This window comes from Cryobacterium sp. Hz9, assembly GCF_004402825.1.
In the GTDB taxonomy this organism is placed as follows: Bacteria; Actinomycetota; Actinomycetes; order Actinomycetales; family Microbacteriaceae; genus Cryobacterium; species Cryobacterium gelidum.
In genome coordinates, this window is the sequence record NZ_SOFC01000022.1 from 287,945 (window position 1) to 308,677 (window position 20,733).

Genomic DNA, 20,733 nt, shown 5'->3' on the forward strand with positions numbered 1-20,733 from the left:
ACATCATTGTTTCCAAGTGGAAATTTTCATCAGGCTACACCCCGTGGGGCATCCCAACAATCTCGAGATCGGTGTGATTCGCACGCGCCAGCTGCATCGGTCGGCGCGTGAGGTCGAATTCGTGCTTCGGTCTGCCTGCGGGACTGCCCGCGCCTTCGGCAAACAATTGTCCGGCCGCGTCGACCGCCGATTTGTTGGCGAGCAAGCCACTCATACACAGGGCGGCCAGCACATGCACGCCGTCGTAACATCCCTCGGCATAGGAACCTGGTAGGGGTGCCGTCAGTCCAAAGCGTGCGACGTAGGATGACAGCAACCGAAGATGCCGATCATCAGCCTGCTGCAAAAAAGTGGGCATGGCGGAATACAGCTCACCGCTCGAGTCGCCGCCGACGGCAACCAGACAGTTTTCGTCCAGGGCGGTACAGAGCCTCACAAAGGACTGGCCGGCATCCAACTCGGTGACCCCACGGTGAAATTCGATGCCATCGCGGCCTACCAGTGAGATTAAAATCGCGTCGGCACCCGCTCGCCGGGTTGCCGCCACGAGTTCGGCTGCATTGACGTGGCCCATCGGCACCAGTCGGTCTAACACGACGCGCTGCCCGAGCTCGCGCAGCACCGAAGTGGCCGCTTCATGTACTTGACGCGGCCAGACATAGTCATTGCCGATAAGAGCCCATCGCGTCACCCGTCGATTCCTGGCCAGCCACGCTATCGGCTGACGCAGATGTTCCTTGGGGTCGCTGCCGAGAAAGACGCTCCCTGCACGGGCCCGACTGAACTCGTGCGGGGGAGTGAAAACGTAGGGTACCCGATCGGCAACACGCGCTTCCACGGCTACCCGAATATTGGATGTATGCGTTCCCACCAGGCCGTTGACCAGCCCTGCTCCGACCAGAAGATCGACCTCGCGAGCGACAGCATCGGGCATGCCGCCCGCATCGATCAGGAGGAGTTCCATGACCGACTCGGTGGCCAGGCAGATTTCCTCCCCGGCCAAGATTGCGCAATTGATGATTGACGGCCCAGCCACGCCCAGCAGGCCTGACAGTGGCGCGAGTAGTCCCAGCCGAAGCACGCGCGGAGCGGGGCCGCTCAGCAGAACTTCGCTCGGGAGTAATATGCTGACCGGTGACGTCATAGACCCCATTATTGCGCCTGAGAAATCACCAGTCGTGTCACACGCTTGCCGAGGAGGGGAATGGCCGAGGATTCGCACAGCGCACGGCCCGGGCAAGGATTCGCGGCCCCGCTGGCTGAGCTGGTTTGGACGCTGTCCGACCTCGAACGGCGTCTCTCGCTTGGGTTGACGGTTGCGCTATCGGAGGAGGGGGCAACGCCCGATCAGTGGCGCATCTTAGAGACACTGGAGAGACTCGACTCGCCGACGATGGGGGAACTGGCTGAGGCATCGGGTATGGCGAATGCGAGCCTGAGCCGAACGGTGGACGCGCTAGAGGATGCGGCCTGTGCCTTTCGATTACCGACCGCAACCGACCGCAGGCGAATCACAGTGCATGTATCCGACAGGGGCCGTCACAAACTTGTACGCATTCGTGGGATCGTCGCGGCTTGGGAACGAACTCTCCAGCAGAGGCTCGGTTCGGATGCCGCGACGGCCTTGCTCGAAGCCGCTAACTTCACCGCGCGTGCGCTGGGTGGCAAAGGCGCGGACTTTGACCCGCAATCTCGCACCGACGGGCCTCGCTAACGCAAAATGCGCACCGAATCACAGGATTCGGTGCGCATTTGCCGCGCTACGTGCGCTCATTGTGGGCCCCGTCGGGCTCGAACCGACGACCCAAGGATTAAAAGTCCTTTGCTCTACCAACTGAGCTAGAGGCCCGTAGGCTCTAATCTACCGTGGATTCACGCCCAGCTTTTCTCGGTAGCGTGGAGGCACCAATAAACGCCACCCGAGCGCGCACTGGAACGAGGAGAACCGCCATGGCAGACAACTTCCACAAGCCCACCCTGTTCTCCGCGAACAAATTCGAAGCGTTCCAGGGTGGCGACGATCCCGCCGCCATCAGCCGGGTCGCCCACGAGACCGCGCAGGCCCTGCTCAACCGGGTGCGCAGCGACCCCGATCCCGAGACGGTCGAGCGCCTCGTCGCCTACACCGACGAGCACGGCATCGACGCGGTTGCCGAGCTGTGGTCGAGGGCCGCTCCGCGCAGCCTGCCGGGCGCACTCTGGCGCATCTACCTCATTCGCATGCTGATTCGGCAGGATCCCGACGGTTGCGCGTACCTTTATCAACGGGGAACGGATGCTGCCGCCACGATCGATCCACTCGTCGCGGGCGCTGCGGTACCCACCGGTCCGGCGGAGATCATCATTCTCGCCGACGAGATTCTGCGTGGATTGTTCACCGGTGATTTCGCCGTCGCCCTCGACCGTGGTGCCGCCTACTGCCGGGTTACCGCGGTCGGAGCGGCGAGCATCGCCGACGACCTCGAGCTGACAGAGCCCCACCGCTCCTCCGAGTTGACGACGCGGGCACTGCGCTTTTCCACGACCGGCGCCGAATTCACCGCCTGTGCCCGCCTCTGGCGACGAGGCTCGCTCGAGTAGCCCGGAATCTGCTGTGCGCCGACGGCGAACATTCGACGCCGACGGCCCAGCTCGAATACACTGGAGTCTGGTCGGGCCGCAGTAATCCCGGGTTCCATTATTCGCCGCTCCGAGCGGCCTCGCGCCGAGAGGTGCTCTGCGGCCCGGCCTTCCTCATCCCGTCAGCTCTGGAATACCGACCGCGATTACCGTAACGGCCCAGTCGCCATTTTTCGCGGATTATTCTCAGCTAGACCAATCCATTAGGCACTTCGCACCGAACCCTAGTCATGGAACGGGACAAGACCTGACATGCTTGATCTCATGACTGTTGATTCCGCCGGAGACCTCGCACCGGCAGCCCCTGCCACCAAGGAGGAGCTGCTCACTCGAGTAGCCCACGGCGACCAATCGGCCTTCGGAGAACTGTATGACCAGATCGCCCCGCGGGTGCTCGGCCTGGTCAAGCGTCTGCTTGTGGACCACGCACAATCGGAGGAAGTGACCCAGGAGATTTTTCTGGAGATCTGGCAGTCGGCGGCGAGATACGAATCAACGCGCGGTGGTGCGAGCACCTGGATTCTCACCATGGCACACCGGCGCGCGGTCGACCGCATTCGGTCGTCGCAAGCCGGACGCGACCGTGATACCAAAATCGGAATCCGTGACCTGGCCGTTGCCTACGATCACGTTGCCGAAACTGTTGAAGTACGAATCGAACATGAAAGGGTGGAGAAGGCGATGACTCGATTGACACAGCTGCAGCGTCAGGCTGTCAGCCTCGCGTATTACGGCGGGTTCAGTCACAGCGAGGTCGCCGACATGCTCCACATTCCTTTGGGCACCGTGAAAACGCGGCTCCGCGACGGACTAATCCGCCTGCGCGATGAATTGGGTGTGGCAGCATGACCGAACATACTGGGCAAACTGAGCAACACCCGGCCGACTTGGCCGGCGCGTACGCCCTGCACGCCCTCGACGCGCAGGACAGCAGCACCTTCGAGGCGCACCTCGCTGAATCTGAGGGTGCTCGCATCGAGGCAGCCGAGTTGAACGATACTGCCGTGGCCCTCGGCCTCGCCGTGGCGCCCGTGCAGCCCTCCGCCGCGCTCAAGGTCAACCTCATGTCGATGCTTGCGTCGACTCCACAGCTTCCGCCGGTGCCCGCATCGCGTGCCGCTGCTCCTGCGCCTCAGGCATCGGATGCTGCCGCTCCCATTCCCGGGGCGACGCCGGCCCTCACCGCCGCGATCCCCGGCGATGCGGATGCAGCACCGTCCGCCGAGGCCACCGCGATCCCCGGCGATGCGGATGCAGCACTGTCCGCCGAGGCCGCCGCGATCCCCGGCGATGCGGGCGCAGCACCGTCCGCCGAGGCCACCGCGCCTGCCGACACCGGAGCAACCCGGCCGGTCAGCGACATCCGTTCGGCTAGCGGAGTCCCGTCGGCCGGGAGGACGCGCGCGTCGGGGGCCACGGGCCGTGCCCAGACACGCTGGTTCCAGCGTCCAGCCCAGTTCATGCTGGCCGCCGCGGCTGCGGCTGTTCTATTCGTCGGTGGCGCGTTTCTAGGGCAGTCATTCAACAACAACCAGTTCGAGTCGCAGCAAGCCTCCGGGCTGGCGCAGATCAACTCGGCCGGCGACTCCCAGCGGGCGGCGACCACCACGGCCGACGGCCAGGAAGCCACCCTGGTCTGGTCCAACACGCTGGGAATCTCGGCGCTGCTGGTCGACAACCTGCCCGTGCTGTCCGGCAACCAGGACTACCAGCTCTGGTACATCAACGGCGAGGGCGCGGTTTCGGCCGGCATTTTCGACTCGAGCGGCGACGGCACTGCCTGGCGCGTGCTCGATGGCACGATGCACGCCGGCGATCAGGTCGGCGTCACGGTCGAACCCCAGGGTGGGTCCGACCAGCCCACGAGCAATCCGATCATCGCCTTCCAAAGCTAGCCCGCTGGCCGCACGCGCTTTTGCGCCGAAGACGTGCCTCCCGGCCGGTGGGTGATTCGGTCGGGGTGGTGGCATCCGCTCGCCGCAGTGAGTGGATGCCCGCGCGAAGTAGGCTGAAGGGCATGAGATTGCCCTTCACCCTGCTGATCGACCCCATGCCAGCCGACTCGGTGCAGTCGAACTTCGATGACACGTTTCACGAGATGGATTCCAGTTCCCCGGCCCTGCGCGTCGGCGAACTGAGTACCCAGCGCGGCGACGGGATCTTCGAGACTCTCGCCGTCGTCAATGGCCACCCGCAGGAGGTCGAGCCGCACATCAGCCGGCTGCGCAATTCCGCGCGTATCTGTGATTTGCCGATGCCGAACGAAGAGCAGTGGCGCGCAGCGATCGCCTACGCCGTCGCCCGTGTTCCGCAGCGTGGCGAGATCGCCCTCAAGTTCGTGCTCAGCCGCGGCGTCGAGAGCGGTCCGGCGCCGACCGCCTGGCTGCACGCCACAGCCGCCGCCGACTTCAGCACGGTACGTGCACAGGGCGTGCGCGTGATCACCCTCGACCGCGGTTACCCACGCGGTGTCGCCGAGCGCGCGCCCTGGCTGCTCATGGGCGCCAAGACTCTCAGTTATGCCGTGAATATGGCGGCCATTCGCGAGGCTCACCGCCGCGGCGCCGATGACACCATCTTTCTCACCACCGACGGCTTCGTCATGGAGGGCCCGACATCAAGCGTCGTGTTGCGCAGCAACGGCACCTACATCACGCCCGCGCCGAGTGGAGCGATTCTGCACGGAACCACCCAGCAGAGCGTGTTCGACTACTTGGGTAACCAGGGCGAACGGGTCGAATACCGTGATGTCACCGTCGAGGAGCTTCGTCGAGCGGATGCCGCGTGGCTCGTCTCCAGCGTGCGCCTGGCTGTGTCGGTGGTCGCTCTCGACGACAAGCCGTTCCCCGCCGATCAAGCCCTGACCGAGGCCTTGAACGCTTACCTGCTGGCCCGATCCGCATAGTCGCAAACGGGCTCGTCACGGCGCCCACCTCCGGAGTGCGCGCCTACTACGGCTGGCGCGCCCGCCCGGAGTGGGCGCGGCCATGGCGCAGCCTCGGGCCCGCCGACAACGCGGACCGGGTATCTGCGGGGTAAAACGCTCGAATTGAGCCGAAATGCCACGCCCAGTATGCTCTGGGTTGACCGAGAGGAATACATGAGAATTTCTGTCATTGGATGCGGCTACCTGGGTGCCGTTCACGCGTCGGCCATGGCCGAACTGGGGCACGACGTCGTCGGCATCGACGTCGACGCCGCCAAAATCGCCCAACTTTCCGTTGGCAAGCCCCCGTTCTTCGAACCCGGACTGCCCGAGGTTCTTACGTCGGCCATGAACAGCGGTCGTCTGCGGTTCAGCACCGATATCGCGGATGCCGCGGGCTCGCAGGTGCACTTCATCGCCGTCGGCACGCCGCAGAAGCCCGGCAGCTACAGTGCCGACCTGCGTTACGTCGATGCCTCCGTGGAATCGCTCATCCCGCATCTGGCCGACGGCGACCTCGTCGTGGGTAAGAGCACGGTGCCGGTGGGAACCGCCGCCCGACTGGCCGACCTCATCGCCGCCGGCAGCAGCGCCTCACTGGCCTGGAACCCAGAGTTTCTGCGCGAGGGATTCGCCGTGCAAGACACCATCAGCCCCGACCGCCTCGTCTATGGGGTGCCTGCCGGAGCTGCCGGGGAGCATGCCACAGCGCTGCTCAACGAGATCTACGCCACGGCCCTGGCCGCCGACACCCCTCTCGTCATCACCGACTACGCCACGGCGGAGCTGGTCAAGGTTGCCGCGAACGCGTTCTTGGCCACCAAGATCAGCTTCATCAATGCGATGGCGGAGATCGCCGAGGTCACCGGTGCCGATGTCACCCAGCTGGCGGATGCCATCGGCTACGACGGCCGCATCGGCCGGCGCTTCCTCGGTGCCGGTGTCGGCTTCGGCGGTGGCTGCCTGCCCAAGGACATTCGAGCCTTCACCGCCCGCGCCGAAGAGTTGGGGCGCGGCGAGTCCGTGGCCTTCCTCAAAGAGATCGACAAGATCAACCTGCGTCGGCGCCAACGCGTCGTGGACCTGACCGTTGACGCGCTCGGTGACTCCGTCTACAACGCCAAGGTCGCTGTGCTCGGCCTGAGCTTCAAACCGTACTCCGACGATGTGCGCGACTCGCCGGCGCTTGACGTGGCCGTGCAGCTGCGTGGCCTCGGTGCCGAAGTCATGGCCACCGACCCGCAGGCCATCGATAACTCACAGGCGCGCCACCCGCAGCTCGTGTACTCAAAATCGCTCGAAGACACCCTGCGGGGAGCGGATGCCGTCGTGCTCGTCACCGAGTGGCCTGAGTTTCGGCACCTCGACCCGGTTTGGGCCGGCTCGCTCGTGGCGACGAAGACGGTCATCGATGGCCGCAATGCCCTCGACCCCGCCGTCTGGCGCGGCGCCGGCTGGACCTACCGGGGCCTGGGTCGCCCCTAACCCTCCACGGCTACGGCCAGGCGCATATTCGCTGGACGGTCGACTTCGCCTGGGTGCACCCGCGCCTGGGCGACTTCGCCTGGGCGGGGCACACCGGCACGCCCGCCTAGACTCGTATAAATGTGGCTTCGAGGAGTACTCGTGGCGGCCCTCGCCGCCCTCGCCGCCTGGGGTGTGCACGCAGCAGTGCCCGCCATCCCACTGCTCACCGTGGCTGTCGTACTCGGAATCGTCGCCGGCCAGATCCCGGCAGCACGTCCAGCGCTCGCCGGAGCCCTCGCGCCCGGCCTGTCCGTCGCCGCCAAGCCGCTCATGCAGCTGGGAATCGTGCTGCTCGGCCTCAAACTGAGCCTCGTCGACATTGCCGCGCTTGGCTGGGCAACCGTCGCGACGACCGTCGCTATCGTGCTCACCACCTTCGCCGGCACCCTGGGACTTGGCCGTTGGTTCGGCTTACCCGGCCACCAACCCCTGCTCATCGCGACGGGATTCAGCATCTGCGGTGCCTCCGCGATCGGTGCCATGAGCGGCGTCGTCCAGGCCAAAGACGAGGAGACGGCTACCCCGATCGCCCTCGTGACCCTATGCGGAACCCTTGCGATCGCCGTGTTGCCGCTGCTGTGGCATCCGCTCGGGTTGAGCGCACTGCAGTTCGGCCACTGGGTCGGCGCCGGCGTACACGATGTCGGTCAGGTCGTTGCGACCGCTCAAATTGCCGGCTCGGCCGCGCTCGCCGTGGCGCTCGTCGTCAAGCTCACCCGGGTACTCATGCTCGCCCCGGTCATCGCCGTCGCCTCCATGGTCGAGCGTCACCACCAGGCAGGGCGCTCCATTCTCCCCGCGGATAACGTCCCTGCTGCTAGCGTGAACGCTCGCGGCGTGGCGAAGCGCCCACCCATTCTTCCGCTTTTCGTCGCTGGTTTCATCGTGGCGATGTTCGTGCGCACGCTGATCCCGCTGCCCGAGCAGGTGCTCAACGCCGCCGACGTTGTTCAGACCGGGTTGCTCGCGATGGCACTCTTTGCTCTCGGAACGGCCGTCAACCTCGGTACGTTGCTCCGCACGGGGGGCCGGCCGCTTGCTGTCGGGCTGCTGTCCTGGGCTCTGATCGCAGCTCTCGCCCTCGGAGCCGTCCACCTGACATGACTCGGCAGCCCGGCGTGCTCGCGCCCGCTACGGTTGCGCGGCATGTTGCCACGGCGGTATGACGAAGAGCGCAACATGGCCCGCGAGAGCGATGACAGCGACAAAGATGGCACCAAGATGCACGTTCAGCGGACTCCCCGCATACATGGTGACGCCGACGACGAGCAGGGTCAGCGCCAACACCGCAAGCGCCACCCGATAGTGTCGGCGCAAGCCGATCAGCACCAGCAACGCCGGGACAACGAACAGGATGATGCTCGCAGCATTCATCGCATTGACCATGTCAACCAGGGGGCCTAGCGGCCCGATCCCGTCGAACAGGGATCGATAAAACATGGCGAAGCAATGGAATGCCAGACCCACAACGCCGCAGACGAGCAGAACAGCGTCCACCACCGACAGCCTGACCGAGCGCCCGGCCAGGGGAAGCTGGGGCACCACCAGCCGCGCCAGCAGGATGAGAACGGATACCCCGGCGAGCGCGACCGCAAATGCTGCGGTCACGCTGCCCTCAGAAGGCATGCCGAGCCACCGGGTGAAGTTGGTTCAGCACTGGCTTGAGCATTAATCCAAGTCATCGACCAACTCCTATTCCTCGGGATTTAGCCGAAGAGGTCTCCAAGCCAGCTTTCCTTCTTCTTCGGGCGATAACCATCCCGATGGTCACGATCGCGGTCGCGGTCATATCCGCGGTCGCGGTCGCGGTCGCCATACTGCGGAGCCCGGGTGCGAGCATCCGGATACTGCTGTTGCTGAGGCACAGCGACAACCACGGGTGCCGCGCTGGCAACCTGAGCGGGCGCCGCAGCAGCAAATTCCTTTTCGGCACGATCAATAATCTTGTCGAGCTCACCGCGGTCGAGCCAGACGCCGCGGCATTCTGGACAGTAATCAATTTCTACGCCGCTACGTTCGCTCATGACGAGAGTGGCGGAGTCGGTTGGGCACTTCATAGGGTTCCTCCAGTACAGGTCGGTCTTCAACCCTAAACAGTGAACTCCGGCTGTTCCTGAGAGCCGCACACCGGCCAGGGCTACCGGCGCTGACCGGCCGCGAAAACCGGCCTCGACCGCGAAGTCGCCGCTTCGCAGCATCGCATCGGCGGCGAATCCGGGCACGAGCACCGCAGGCGCTCGGGTTCGCCGGTGCGGGGTTTGCCGAAAGAGTTGAAATTACGTCATAATCGCAGGGCGCGTCCCAATGCCGGGGCGACCAGGTACCAGTTCCGAAATAGAGTCGGAGGCTATGAATGTCCGTTCAGTCCATGTTGGAACACGGTCGGCGCGGACCAGTCCCGGCCAACGCCACCGGCGGCAAGTCCGCCACTCGAACCTTTCGCGGTGACATCGAGGGCCTGCGCGCCGTCGCCGTGGTCGTCGTCATTTTTGACCACCTGCTGGGCTGGCCCTCCGGCGGCTTCATCGGCGTCGACATCTTCTTCGTCATATCCGGCTTTCTCATCACGAGCCTGCTGCTCAAGGAACATGCCCGTACCGGCCGCATCTCCCTCGTCGACTTCTACCGCCGTCGCATCCGTCGTATCCTGCCGGTCTCCCTGCTCGTGCTCGTCGTCACCGTGGCGGTCGGGTTCCTGCTCCTGCCGAGCGCCCGCGCCCTGAGCACCCTCTGGGACGGCATCTATTCGGCACTCTTCGTCGCCAACTGGCATTTCGCGTTCGTGGGCACCGACTACCTGCAGGCCACCAACGCCGTTTCCCCGCTGCAGCACTATTGGTCGCTCGCAGTCGAAGAACAGTTCTACTTCGTCTGGCCGTTCCTGCTCATCATCATCTTCGCGCTCGTCGGCCGCCGCTCCCTGAGCGCCCGGGCCCTCGTCACCACGGTCGCCGTCACCACCGGTGTCATCACCCTCGGATTCCTGGCCTGGGGCTTCTTTGAAACCTCCACCAGCCCTGCCATCGCCTACTTCTCCACCGGCGCCCGCGCCTGGGAACTCGGCATCGGCGCCCTGCTCGCCGCCTCGGCACCCGGCATCGCCAGGCTGCCCGAAGCCGTGCGCCCCGTGCTCGCCTGGCTCGGCCTCGCCCTCATCGCCGCCAGTCTCGTGCTGATCAGCCGCGACTCGCCGTTTCCCGCGCCGTGGGCACTGCTGCCGGTCCTGGGAACAGCTCTGGTCATCGCAGCCGGCGTCGGCCAGCCCACGCAGCGCCTGCTGTTCCCCCTGACCAACCCGCTCAGTCGCTACATCGGTAAAATCTCCTACTCGCTCTATCTCTGGCACTTTCCGGTGGCGATTCTGCTCGCCACCGTCTTCGCGACCGACTCGCCGATCTACCTGCCGCTCGCCCTCGTGCTGATGGTCGCCCTCTCGGTGTTCTCCTTTCACTTCGTCGAAGATCCCATCCGGCGTTCACTCTGGCTCGAGAATTCCCACACTCGCCAGCGCGAACGGATGCTGCGCCCCTCCGCGGAGCACCCCTGGGGCATTAGCCCCGCTCGGGCCTGGATCGGCGCCCTCGTGGTCGTCACCCTCGCCATCGTCCCGATCTCGTTCATTGCCGTGAACGCCCGTACGGCGTCCGGGTCGGCCGTAAACCCGGCTCCGCTCGGCGCGGACGCCGAGCCTGCCGTGGAATCTCCCGCCTTACCCGCGACTCTGCTGACTATCCGGCAGGCCGCCATCACTGCTGCCCTGACCAGCACCGCCTGGCCCGAGACCTCCCCGGCGTTCGACGCGCTCGGCGACGACTCCGGCGCTCCGGAATGGGTCGACGACAACTGCCTCTCGGTCAGTGAGAAGAACGCGGCGGGCTGCCGCTACGGCGATGCCACAGCGGCCAAGACCGCGGTGCTGCTGGGTGATTCCATGGCGATCAGCTACATGCCGGCCATCCGCGCCGCACTCGAACCACTCGGTTATAACGTGCAGTCGCTAACCATGTTCTCCTGCCCGGCCGTCAACATCTCGGTCGCGCCCAAGAATGCCTCCGACGCGTCCGCCGCCGCGTGCGACGACCACCACGCCTGGGTCTACTCCGAGGTCGCCCGACTATCGCCCGACCTCGTGATCATGTCGAGCCTGGCTGGATCCATCGTGCGCCTGGCCAGCGGCAACGAAGGAGCCGTCGCTCTGACCGAGTGGCAGACCGCCACGGTCGACACGATCACGTCATTGCAGGGGTCAACAGACCACGTCGCGGTGCTCTCGCCGCCGCCAGCCAGTACCCCGTTCGCCGAGTGTAAGACTCTCACGAGCGCCCCCGCGGACTGCACCTATAGCCCGTCAAACCTCTACCAGAAGGTCGTCGCGAGCGAGCAGGACGCAATCGAGCAGTTTGGCGACTTCGCCCAATACGTCGACGTCGTGCCATGGCTGTGCGTCGACAATAACTGCCCGGCCTTCGTCGACAACACTCCGGTGTTCTTCGACGGGCAACACTTCGTGCGCGAGGCCAGCACCCAGCTCGGCCCGCTGCTGGCCGAGGCCCTGTTCCCGCCGGCCGCCTGACCCTGGCGAGCCGGCGCATCCGCTTATCGATCCCGGTTTAGACGATTCACTGCTCGCGCGGTCGAAACTCGCGCGGCCAGTCGCTCGCACGAATGCGCTGGATCTCCTTGACCTCGCCGATCGTTCCCCACTCGTCGAGGCCCAGCCGCGACAGGGGCCGCAGCTTCTCAACGAGCGGATGCCCGCCATCGTCGAGCACGTCAGATGCGACGGCGATGTGGGTCACCTCGCCGAACACGAGCGTGCAATCGCCGAGCTCCAGCGTGGAATGCAGGCGGCATTCGATTGCCGCGGGGGATTGGGCCACCCGCATGGATCCCACGGTCAGGCTCGGCTCCCGCGTGAGCCCGGCCCGGTCGAACTCGCTCTCCTGGGGCTCGAAGTCGGTGCCGGTCGCGTTGACCTCCTCGAACAGTGATTCCGGCGTGAAGTTCACCACGAAGTCCCCAGTGGCGAGAATATTGCGCAGGGTGTCCTTGACGCCCACCGAGGTGAACTGCACGATTGCTGGCGAGACGGATGCCACTGTGAAGAACGAATGCGGCGCCAAGTTGTCGACGCCCGTTGCTGAACGGCTCGACACCCACGCAATGGGCCGCGGCACCACGAGCGAGTTCAGCAGGCGGTAGAAGTCACGGCGGGGCAGATTTCGGGGGTCAAAGTCAGTACGCACCCGTTCAGGCTAACAACTCGCCCCACCGACCGGACCGCACGCATACTCCCGCACCCGATCTGCGCCGATAGAGTGGTCTGGTGTCTATTCTTCCCCGCCTAGTGGCCTTCGACCTCGACGATACGCTCGCGCCGTCCAAGTCTGCGCTCGACCCGACCATGATCGACCTGCTCGTGAAGCTGCTCGGCGTCACCGAGGTCTGCGTTATCTCCGGTGGCCAGTTCGGTCAATTCCAGTCGCAGATCATCGACAACCTGCCCGAGATCAGTACCGACAATCTCGCCCGCCTGCACCTCATGCCGACCTGTGGCACCCAGTACTATCGCAGCGACGACCAGGGCTGGACCCAGGTGTACGCCGAGAACCTCAGCGACGACCAGAAGGCCCGGGCCCTCGGCGCCGTCGAGCAGACCGCCCGCCGCCTGGGTTACTGGGAAAGCGAGACCTGGGGCCCCATCCTCGAAGACCGCGGTTCGCAGATCACCTTCTCCGCCCTCGGCCAGGCTGCGCCGGTTGCCGCCAAAGTCGGCTGGGATCCGACCGGTGAGAAGAAGAATGCCCTGCGCGAGGCCGTGCAGGCACTGCTCCCCGACCTCGAGGTGCGTTCCGGCGGGTCGACATCCGTTGACATCACCCGGCAGGGTATTGACAAGGCCTACGGTATGAAACGGCTGGCTGACCTCACCGGTGTTGGCCTCGAAGACATGCTGTTCGTCGGCGACCGCCTCGACGAGAACGGCAACGACTATCCGGTTAAGGTTCTCGGAGTGGAGTGCATCGCCGTCGAGGGCTGGCCCGACACTGCCGCCCTGCTCGAAGACCTGATTCCCCGCTACGTCACCGTCTGAGAAGGGCTCAGACCGGCGCTGGCACCGCAGCTCGGGGCGGACTGATCTATTCGATTCCGCTAGACCTAAAAACGCGGGCACGATTCCATCTTGAGTTTTTCTCGTGTACGTTTCGTTTGTGAAAACGATTCAGGCCCCCGAGAACCGCGAATGGATCAACTTCGCCAAGGGCGCGGCGATTATTCTTGTCGTGCTGTACCACTCGTCGTTGTTCCTCAACGACCTCGGGCTGGCCGGTAGCACCCCGCGGTTGCGCCTCGTGCTTGGCTTCTTTCCAATGCCGATGTTCTTCTTCGTTGCCGGGCTCACGGCAGCGCGCATGCTCACCTGGAACCTGAAAGATCTCTGGCGTCGCCGCCTGCTCGTGCTCGTGTATCTGTACCTGCTGTGGTCGTTCATCCGCGTCGTGTTCTACGTCGTGGTGCCGCACCTTCGCGGCACCGAACGATCCCCGACCGATCTGTACAACATTGTGCTGCTGCCGGTGTGGCCCACCAGTAGTTACTGGTTCATCTGGGCTCTGGCGATTTTTACCCTGCTCGCCTGGCTGCTTCGTAGGCTGCCGGTCACAGTGCAAATCGGCCTCGCCACTGCCTTGGCGATCGTATCGACAACGCCGGGAGTGCTCGACCTCGATAACGTCGGCTGGGACCGTGTCGCCGCCAACTTCATCTTCTTCATCTCCGCCATCTACTGTTCGCACACGGTCTACCGCCTGGCCGCCCGGGTGCGTGTATGGCACGCCGTCGTGCTCGTTACCGCGTATATCGGACTCGCCGTGCTTCTCGTGCCACTGCACCTCTCGCGCATGCCCGGGCTGATCCTGCTCGAAAGCGCCGTCGCCGTCGCAATGGGCGTCGCTCTGGCCACCCTTTTGGTGCGCGTGAAGTGGCTGAACTTCATGAACACGCTCGGTCAATACAGCTTTCAGATCTACCTGCTGCACCTGTTTCTCGTGGCGGGCGCCCTCGCGCTGCTCGCCCCACTTGCCGATGCGCCGTGGCTCCAACGCTCCGGCAACGTCCTGCCATTCCTGCTCGCCGCAATCGTGCTCGTCGCCTCGCTCTACCTCGCCAGGATCCTGCGCCGGTTCTCGTTCCTCTGGGTCAGCCCGTTCCGCACGCGCCAGACCAAATCGGTCCAGCGTCGGGCTCACTTGAATGGAGATCTGTTGTGAAGAAAACCCGGCCTCTGTCGGCTGCGCTGCTCGCAGCAGGTGTCGGCTTGCTCGCTGTGGGTGTGGTGCTGAGCGGCTGCTCCGTCTCGTCCACCAAGCCCGCCGCGAATGCGCGCGGCGACACGGTCGTGCTGCAGAATGACCTGCAGTACGGCACCGTTAGTGGCGAGAAGCTTCTGTTGAACGCCTGCCTGCCCAAGGATAAGAAGGCGGCCAGCGCAGCGGTGATCCTCATTCACGGCGGGGGCTTCGACAGCGGAACGAAGGATTACGGCGGTATGAGCGCCCTGTGCTCGGAGCTGGCCGACGGCGGCATCGCGGCCTTTTCGGTGGACTACCGGCTGGCTCCGAAATTCCCGTATCCAGCGCAGGTGGACGATGTCACCCATGCGCTCGAATGGTTGCGCGAGCCGGATCAAGTCGCCGAGTTCGACATCGACCCCGAACGCATTGGACTGGTCGGCAGCTCGGCCGGAGCAATCATCGCCTCCTCGATCGGAACCAGGGGCACCGGGAGCCTGACTCGCGGTGACCGGGTCGCGGCGGTGGTGGCACTGTCGCCGGCGGTCGACCTCACCAAAGCTGGCCTCGTGCTCGGTGACCCATCGAAAAAGGCGGTCGCCTCGATTCTGCAATATCTCGGCTGCTCTGACTTCACCGATTGCCCGAACGCCCGCGACGCGTCGGCACTGTACTCCGTCGACAAGACCGATCCGCCGTTTTACGTGGCCATCTCAAAAAAAGAACTCGTTCCTCTCCAGCAGGGCCAGGCTATGGCGCGCGCGCTCCAAGCGGTCCACGTGCCTGTCATTCTCGATGTGAAACCCGGTAAACGACACGCCTTGGAGCTTCTCGACGAGGCCACGAGAGCAAGTATCCGGCAGTTCCTGCTGGACAATTTGGTCAACTCCTCAACACAAACCAAATAAATCCCCATTGCGGACTGTCCAAAAGTGAGGTTTTTTATGCCAACATGGGGACTTGTCGCCGTGCACCCGAAGCACGACGCGTCGATAACGCGGGGAGAAGTGCATATGGAACTGAAACGACTGGTTCGAATTTTGCGAAAACGGTGGATTCTTATCGTCGCCTTCACCCTGCTTGGCGTGGTCGGTGGAGCAGCCGCGGCGATGCTGACCCCGGTGCAATACGAATCCTCCACCCGAGTGTTCGTGGCCGCGAAGATCCAACTCCTGTCCACTCCCGGTGACCTCGTGCAGGGCAACAACTTCGTGGTGCAGAGGCTGCCGTATTACCTCGAAGTCGCCACGAGCCCCCGTGTGCTCGATCCGGTGATCGCGAGCCTGGGCCTCAATGAGAGCGCGGTCGACCTCGCCGAGCGGGTCACGGCCACGACCCAGCCGGGCTCGGCCGTCATCGAAATCGCCGGCTTCGCCCCAACGGCGGATGCCGCGCAGCAGCTCGCGCAGTCCGTTTCGGAGAGTTTCACCGACGTCGTCATCAACCAGCTGGAAACGCCCGCTGCCGGGGGTGCGAGTCCGGTCACGGTCGGCGTTCTCGACCCCGCTGTCGCCCCCGACAACCCCGCGCTGCCCCTGCTCTACCTCAACCTCGCCGTCGGCCTGGTGACCGGACTGCTGGTGGGCTTTGTCACCGCCCTCATCCTGGGGCTGCTCGACCGCCGCATCTACAACCGCGACGACATCGAACGACTCACGGTCGTTCCGGTGCTCGGCGGTATCCCGCGCGAAGCGCGCGCCACCCCGATCATCACACCCGACGGTGCGTCTACTGCCCGCGCTGAGGCGTTCCGGGTGCTTCGCACCAACCTGGAGTTCGCCGACGCCGACGCCGACACCAGTCGCCGCAGCCTTCTGATGACATCCTCGGTCTCGGGGGAGGGTAAAACCACGACGATTGTGAATCTTGCCATCGTGCTGGCCGAGAGCGGCGCAACTGTCGCCGTGATCGACGCCGATCTGCGAACTCCCCGGCTCGCCCACTACCTCGGCCTCGACGCCGATCGTGGTCTGACCGACGTGCTGGTTGGCGATGTGCAGCTCAAGGAATCCCTGCAATTGTGGGGCACGCTGCATCCGCTTACCGTCTTGACGTCGGGCAGGATCCCCACCAATCCAAGCGAATTACTCGGATCGGTTGCCATGGGCACGGTGCTCGATGTGCTTAGCAGCAGTTATGACTACGTACTCATCGACGCTCCGTCGGTGCTCGCGGTGACCGATGCGGCCGTGCTGAGCCGCTGGGCCGGCGGCACCATTCTGGTCGTCGGCGCGAGCCGCGTGCGCGAACCCGAACTGATCGCCGCCTTCGCTGCCCTCGCAGCGGTGGGTACCACGCCGCTCGGCGTCGTGCTGGCCATGGTTCCTGCACGTGGTCCTGACGCGCTCGTGCGTGACAACGGCTTCGCGGCTACCACCCGATCGACACCCCGTGCCACCCGCACGACCAACGCGAATACGACCGACGCTGCTGGCACGTCCGACGCGAACACGTCCGACGCTGCTGGCACGTCCGACGCGAACACGACCGACGCGAACACGACCGACACGAATACGACCGACACGAATACGACCGACGCGAATACGACCGACGCGGACACGACCGACGCGAGTCGTTCCGTCCCGCAAAACAGCGAGTCTGCCCGGATAGATACCTCAGCCCAACAGCGCGTCACCTGGTAGCCCACCCATCGCGCTCTGTGACGCACGTTCGAGGACGCGCGTTGGAAACAGTTCATCGGTACCCGAAGGGAGCTTGAGTGTCCACGCATGCGTCACACCCGATCGATCCGTCGACTACCCCGAGACGGAAGCTTTTGCTCGTCGCCTCCACCGGCGGGCATCTGGCCCAGTTGGTGCGGCTGGCACCGGGCCTCGGAGCCACGCCGAGCTCGCTCTGGATCACCTTTGATTCCGCGCAGAGCCGGTCCTTGCTCGCTGGCCGTCGCCGCATCCACGTACCATATGTGCGCCCCCGCGACTACCTCGGCATGATGCGGGCGGCCGGCATCCTGCGCCGGGTGCTCCAGCATGAAAAATTTGACGGCGCCGTGAGTACCGGGGCGGGCCTCGCCGTCGCCGCGCTCCCGCAGGCCGCGCTCTGCGGCGTGCCGAGCCTGTACATCGAGAGTGTCTCCCGGGTCGAGGGGCCATCGCTCAGCGGGCGGATACTCGCTGCCAGCCACCTCGTCAGCCTGCGCACCCAGCATCCAGCCTGGGCTACCAAGCGCTGGCGCACACACCCCAGCGTGCTCTCCACCTACCAATCGTTGACCCGGCGCGCGCCGGATCATCCGCGCCTCTTCGTCACCCTCGGTACCATCGAGGGCTACCGATTCGATTCCCTCGTCGATGCCGTGCTCGCGAGCGGCTTGGCCGATGAGCGCACCGTCTGGCAGCTCGGTTTCACTACCAACCGCACCGATCTTCCCGGTGAGGTATGTCAGATCATGCCGACCACGCAGTTCATACACGCCGCGCTGACCGCCGACGTCGTCATCACCCACGCTGGCGTTGGCACCTTCATGGGGCTGCTCGAAATGGGTATCTTTCCGGTGATCGTGACCCGCCGTAAGCACCGCAACGAACACGTCGACGACCACCAGATGCAAATCGCCGAGCTCGCCCAGCGCCTTGGGGTGGCCCGTGCCGTTGACGCGCCCGACCTGACGGCTGACGTCATCCGTTTCGCGGCCAGCCGTGCCATCGCCACTGCCACTACCACTGCGGAGCGCATACCGCAGTCCAGCGACCAATGAGCGAACGCACGCGACACCACCGGATACCGCGCGAAATCTTCGTGCCCGCACGTGGCCAATACGACAACATCGGTGACATTCTGCTGCGTCGCCAGTTGCTCGACTGGTTGCGCACAAGCGGCCCGCTGCACGTGTATGTCGGCGAGGCACCCGACGGCTACGCCGAGGGCCTGGGGCTGAGACCCGACGACGTGCGATACCGCTCCTTTCGCCGCTGGTACACGGCGGCGCTGCGCAGTGCGGCGCGCGGCCGGGCCTCGTACGTGTTCAAACCCGGAGAGATTCAGCTCACCCTGATCGGCATGAAAGAGCATCTCGCCATGCTGCCAGTGCTTGCCCTCGTGCGCGCACGGCACGGCCGCGTCGCCCGGATCGGCGTGGGCAGCCGCAACTTTGCGCCGCTGCCGCGTGCCCTCATGGGCCCCTCGATCGCGCTATCGAACATGTCGATGTGGCGGGATGCTGCGACGGCGGGGTATCTCGGGCAGGGCGGGATCATGCCCGACCTGGCCTTTGCCGGAGTCAGCAGCCGTGCCACTGTGAGCGATGCCGATGCGGGTGGTACCGACTCGAGCGGTAGCGCGCGCCGCGACCTACTCGTCGTGTCGATGCGCTCCGACCTCGGCTACCCGAGCGCCGCATGGCTCGCCGGGGTGCGCGCCGTCGCGGCCGCCAACGGACTCAAAATCTGGTGCGTCACCCAGGTATTGCGCGATGACAATAAGTGCGGCCAGCTCGCCACCGACCTCGGGGGTCAGGCCTTGCGCTGGAACGGCACCGCGCACGACGAGCAAGAGCAGCGTCTGCGCGCACTATACCAGCGGGCGGCGCTCGCCGTGAGTGATCGCCTGCACGTGCTCGTGGGCGCCCTCACCGAGGGGGCGGTTCCCGCCGCGCTCCTGGTGGACACTAAATCCGACAAGATTGCCCGGCACTTCGCCGCCGCCGGACTGCACGACGTGAGCATCGCCAGCTCGGGCTTGCGTGCCGACGAGATCACGGCGCGGTTGCAGAACCTGGTCGGTCGACGCGCGGCTATCCTGGCCGGGCTGGCCGAGGCCCAGGACGAATTACAAACCGTTCGTCGCCTGCTCGACCAGGTGCTCACGCACGAGAGCGTGCGGTGAGCCTCGCCGAAGCGGGCGACACCGGGCCGATCGATGTCGCACGGGTTGAATCCGAACCGAACGAGACCGAACCGAGCAACATCGTGCCGCCCCCAGTCTCAGCCTTGCTCTCTGCCCCCGCCCCCGCTTCAGTCCCAATTCTGCCCGTGCCTTCCGTGAAGACGGAACGGCTGCTCGCCGTGCACATCGGGCGCAGCGGCGAGGTTGCCGGCGGTATGAGTCAGGTCGTCAACGGTTACCTCGCTCATTCCTTCGCCGACTTCGACGTGCGTCTGGTCTCCTCGCGAGATGGCAGTGGTGGGGTACGGGCGGCCGTAGTGGCGGGATCCGCTTTCTGGAAGCTGCTGCGGTTAGCGGAACCCGAGCGCACCGTCGTAATCGCGCACCTCTCGCAGGGTGGCTCCTTCGCACGCGAAGGAGCCTTGCTTGCTCTCGCCCACGCACGCGGGTTCGCCACGGTGGCCCAGCTGCACGGCAGTTCCTTCGCCGACTTTGCCAAGAAACGACCCGGCCTGGTCGGGCGTATTTTGCGCGCGGCCGATGTGGTGCTGACCCTGTCGGCCGAGTCGCGCGCCGTGGCCGCCGAATTTGTGCCGGGGGAACGAATCGTGCTCGTACCGAACGCGGTCGCCGACGGCGTCGTTCGGACGATCGAACCGCTCGTGGTGTTCGGCGGCGCGGTCAGTAAACGCAAGGGCGTGGACGTGCTCCTGGCGGCGTGGCAGCGGGTTGCGCCCGAGCATCCGCTCTGGCGGCTCATCATCGCCGGTCCGATTACCGATCAGCCCGTGGCGCCGCTCACCCGGGCCGAGTTCGTCGGACCGCTCAGCCACCGGGCCCTCATGGTGCTGCTCGAACGGTCGGCGATAGCGGTGTTGCCCTCGCGTGACGAGGCGATGCCCATGTTCATTCTCGAAGCCATGGCCCGTGGCAACTGCGTCGTGGCGACCCGGGTCGGAGGGATTCCCGAAGTGCTCGCAAACGGTGTGGGGGTGATCGTGGAACCCGGCGATGTCGACTCGCTCGAATCGGCGCTGCGGCAGGCGATGACGGATGCCCCGTGGCGCGCCAAGAAGGCGGATCTGGCCAGATCCGCCTTCGAGGCCACCTATTCGGCGGCCGCCGCCTTTCCGCTGGTCGAGCGCAGCTGGAGAACTGCCCTCGACCGGAGATCACAGCGTGTGTCTACGAAATACACGCCTGGTTCGAGAACCCGGACCCTGCCAGGGTGACCCTGTTCGAGCAGTAGACCTTGGTGTCGCTGGAACCATTGCTGCCCTTTTCGTGGATGTAGAAACCATAGCCGGCCGCTTGGACCGCGACGGTGTTGCCGAAGAACGAGTTGCGCAGGCCCCAACCGGTGACGCTTCCGTTGACCGCGAAGCCGTGCAGCGTGCTGTTCTTGCCCTGGTTGTTGTAGATCTGCCAGTCGTTGCCCTTGACCTTGACCCATTCATTGGCTCGCGGCATGTTGGCGCCATCGATGACGTTGTCGCGAATGATGCCGTTCGAGGTGCCTTCCTT

At 65.1% G+C, this 20,733-nt stretch carries 19 protein-coding genes, 1 tRNA gene and 1 pseudogene; 15 read left to right on the plus strand and 6 right to left on the minus strand.

Features of this window, described 5'->3' with window-relative positions; all coding sequences use genetic code 11:
• Nucleotides 1-34: 34 nt before the first annotated feature.
• Entirely contained in the window at nucleotides 35-1,144 is a 1,110-nt protein-coding gene (locus E3N85_RS12365; RefSeq protein WP_166783947.1) for an ABC transporter substrate-binding protein, read from the minus strand.
• A 60-nt stretch (nucleotides 1,145-1,204) separates the two neighbouring features.
• On the opposite strand from E3N85_RS12365, the gene E3N85_RS12370 reads away from it, so the two are divergent.
• A complete protein-coding gene (locus tag E3N85_RS12370) occupies nucleotides 1,205-1,714 on the plus strand; it encodes a MarR family winged helix-turn-helix transcriptional regulator (protein WP_134463580.1) in 510 nt (169 codons plus the stop codon).
• 62 nt (nucleotides 1,715-1,776) lie between these two features.
• Here E3N85_RS12370 and E3N85_RS12375 read toward each other — a convergent pair.
• Nucleotides 1,777-1,849: transfer RNA gene (locus E3N85_RS12375), tRNA-Lys, on the minus strand.
• Between the two features lie 101 nt (nucleotides 1,850-1,950).
• On the opposite strand from E3N85_RS12375, the gene E3N85_RS12380 reads away from it, so the two are divergent.
• From E3N85_RS12380 to E3N85_RS12405, 6 genes are all read left to right on the plus strand, one after another.
• Nucleotides 1,951-2,580: a DNA-directed RNA polymerase subunit beta gene (locus E3N85_RS12380; RefSeq protein ID WP_134463582.1), complete on the plus strand. Its 630-nt coding sequence runs from the start codon at nucleotides 1,951-1,953 to the stop codon at nucleotides 2,578-2,580.
• A 303-nt stretch (nucleotides 2,581-2,883) separates the two neighbouring features.
• Complete coding sequence (locus E3N85_RS12385; RefSeq protein WP_241978484.1) at nucleotides 2,884-3,468, plus strand: sigma-70 family RNA polymerase sigma factor; 585 nt, start codon at nucleotides 2,884-2,886, stop codon at nucleotides 3,466-3,468.
• A complete protein-coding gene (locus tag E3N85_RS12390) occupies nucleotides 3,465-4,514 on the plus strand; it encodes an anti-sigma factor (protein WP_134463586.1) in 1,050 nt (349 codons plus the stop codon). Before E3N85_RS12385 ends, E3N85_RS12390 begins: the two co-directional genes overlap by 4 nt.
• Nucleotides 4,515-4,636: 122 nt before the next feature.
• Nucleotides 4,637-5,524, plus strand: coding sequence for an aminodeoxychorismate lyase (locus E3N85_RS12395; RefSeq protein ID WP_134463588.1), 888 nt, complete (start codon nucleotides 4,637-4,639; stop codon nucleotides 5,522-5,524).
• A gap of 195 nt (nucleotides 5,525-5,719) precedes the next feature.
• Nucleotides 5,720-7,030 carry a UDP-glucose/GDP-mannose dehydrogenase family protein gene (locus E3N85_RS12400; RefSeq protein ID WP_134463590.1) on the plus strand — a complete coding sequence of 437 codons (1,311 nt, stop codon included), beginning with the start codon at nucleotides 5,720-5,722 and terminating at the stop codon, nucleotides 7,028-7,030.
• Nucleotides 7,031-7,150: 120 nt separating this feature from the next.
• On the plus strand, nucleotides 7,151-8,176 hold the full coding sequence (locus E3N85_RS12405; protein ID WP_134463592.1) for a YeiH family protein: 1,026 nt from the start codon (nucleotides 7,151-7,153) through the stop codon (nucleotides 8,174-8,176).
• A gap of 27 nt (nucleotides 8,177-8,203) precedes the next feature.
• Here the strand turns inward: E3N85_RS12405 and E3N85_RS12410 are convergent, their stop codons facing one another.
• Both E3N85_RS12410 and E3N85_RS12415 read right to left on the minus strand, forming a co-directional pair.
• Nucleotides 8,204-8,680, minus strand: a complete 477-nt coding sequence (locus E3N85_RS12410) for a hypothetical protein (RefSeq protein WP_134463594.1) — start codon at nucleotides 8,678-8,680, stop codon at nucleotides 8,204-8,206.
• A 98-nt stretch (nucleotides 8,681-8,778) separates the two neighbouring features.
• Nucleotides 8,779-9,129, minus strand: coding sequence for a zf-TFIIB domain-containing protein (locus E3N85_RS12415; protein ID WP_134463640.1), 351 nt, complete (start codon nucleotides 9,127-9,129; stop codon nucleotides 8,779-8,781).
• A gap of 296 nt (nucleotides 9,130-9,425) precedes the next feature.
• Between E3N85_RS12415 and E3N85_RS12420 the strand changes: the two genes are divergently transcribed.
• The gene (locus E3N85_RS12420) at nucleotides 9,426-11,645 is read left to right on the plus strand and encodes an acyltransferase family protein (RefSeq protein ID WP_134463596.1); all 2,220 of its coding nucleotides are present in this window, start codon (nucleotides 9,426-9,428) and stop codon (nucleotides 11,643-11,645) included.
• Between the two features lie 46 nt (nucleotides 11,646-11,691).
• Here E3N85_RS12420 and E3N85_RS12425 read toward each other — a convergent pair whose 3' ends face one another.
• Nucleotides 11,692-12,318 carry a flavin reductase family protein gene (locus E3N85_RS12425; RefSeq protein WP_134463597.1) on the minus strand — a complete coding sequence of 209 codons (627 nt, stop codon included), beginning with the start codon at nucleotides 12,316-12,318 and terminating at the stop codon, nucleotides 11,692-11,694.
• An 80-nt stretch (nucleotides 12,319-12,398) separates the two neighbouring features.
• Here E3N85_RS12425 and E3N85_RS12430 point away from each other — a divergent pair, with 80 nt between their 5' ends.
• From E3N85_RS12430 to E3N85_RS12460, 7 genes are all read left to right on the plus strand, one after another.
• Entirely contained in the window at nucleotides 12,399-13,166 is a 768-nt protein-coding gene (locus E3N85_RS12430) for an HAD-IIB family hydrolase (RefSeq protein WP_198412105.1), read from the plus strand.
• Between the two features lie 118 nt (nucleotides 13,167-13,284).
• Nucleotides 13,285-14,343, plus strand: a complete 1,059-nt coding sequence (locus E3N85_RS12435; protein ID WP_166783948.1) for an acyltransferase family protein — start codon at nucleotides 13,285-13,287, stop codon at nucleotides 14,341-14,343.
• The gene (locus E3N85_RS12440) at nucleotides 14,340-15,272 is read left to right on the plus strand and encodes an alpha/beta hydrolase (RefSeq protein ID WP_166783949.1); all 933 of its coding nucleotides are present in this window, start codon (nucleotides 14,340-14,342) and stop codon (nucleotides 15,270-15,272) included. Before E3N85_RS12435 ends, E3N85_RS12440 begins: the two co-directional genes overlap by 4 nt.
• Before the next feature lie 105 nt (nucleotides 15,273-15,377).
• The gene (locus E3N85_RS12445; protein ID WP_166783950.1) at nucleotides 15,378-17,006 is read left to right on the plus strand and encodes a polysaccharide biosynthesis tyrosine autokinase; all 1,629 of its coding nucleotides are present in this window, start codon (nucleotides 15,378-15,380) and stop codon (nucleotides 17,004-17,006) included.
• A gap of 77 nt (nucleotides 17,007-17,083) precedes the next feature.
• A complete protein-coding gene (locus E3N85_RS12450; RefSeq protein WP_198412106.1) occupies nucleotides 17,084-18,082 on the plus strand; it encodes a glycosyltransferase in 999 nt (332 codons plus the stop codon).
• Nucleotides 18,079-19,209 carry a hypothetical protein gene (locus E3N85_RS12455; protein ID WP_134463601.1) on the plus strand — a complete coding sequence of 377 codons (1,131 nt, stop codon included), beginning with the start codon at nucleotides 18,079-18,081 and terminating at the stop codon, nucleotides 19,207-19,209. Before E3N85_RS12450 ends, E3N85_RS12455 begins: the two co-directional genes overlap by 4 nt.
• Nucleotides 19,206-20,441 (plus strand): glycosyltransferase family 4 protein, encoded by a 1,236-nt coding sequence (locus E3N85_RS12460; protein WP_134463603.1) that lies wholly within the window; start codon nucleotides 19,206-19,208, stop codon nucleotides 20,439-20,441. Before E3N85_RS12455 ends, E3N85_RS12460 begins: the two co-directional genes overlap by 4 nt.
• Here the strand turns inward: E3N85_RS12460 and E3N85_RS16370 are convergent.
• Nucleotides 20,395-20,733, minus strand: a pseudogene (locus E3N85_RS16370) (hypothetical protein); the annotation flags it as partial. The gene E3N85_RS12460 and the pseudogene E3N85_RS16370 sit on opposite strands and share 47 nt — an antisense overlap.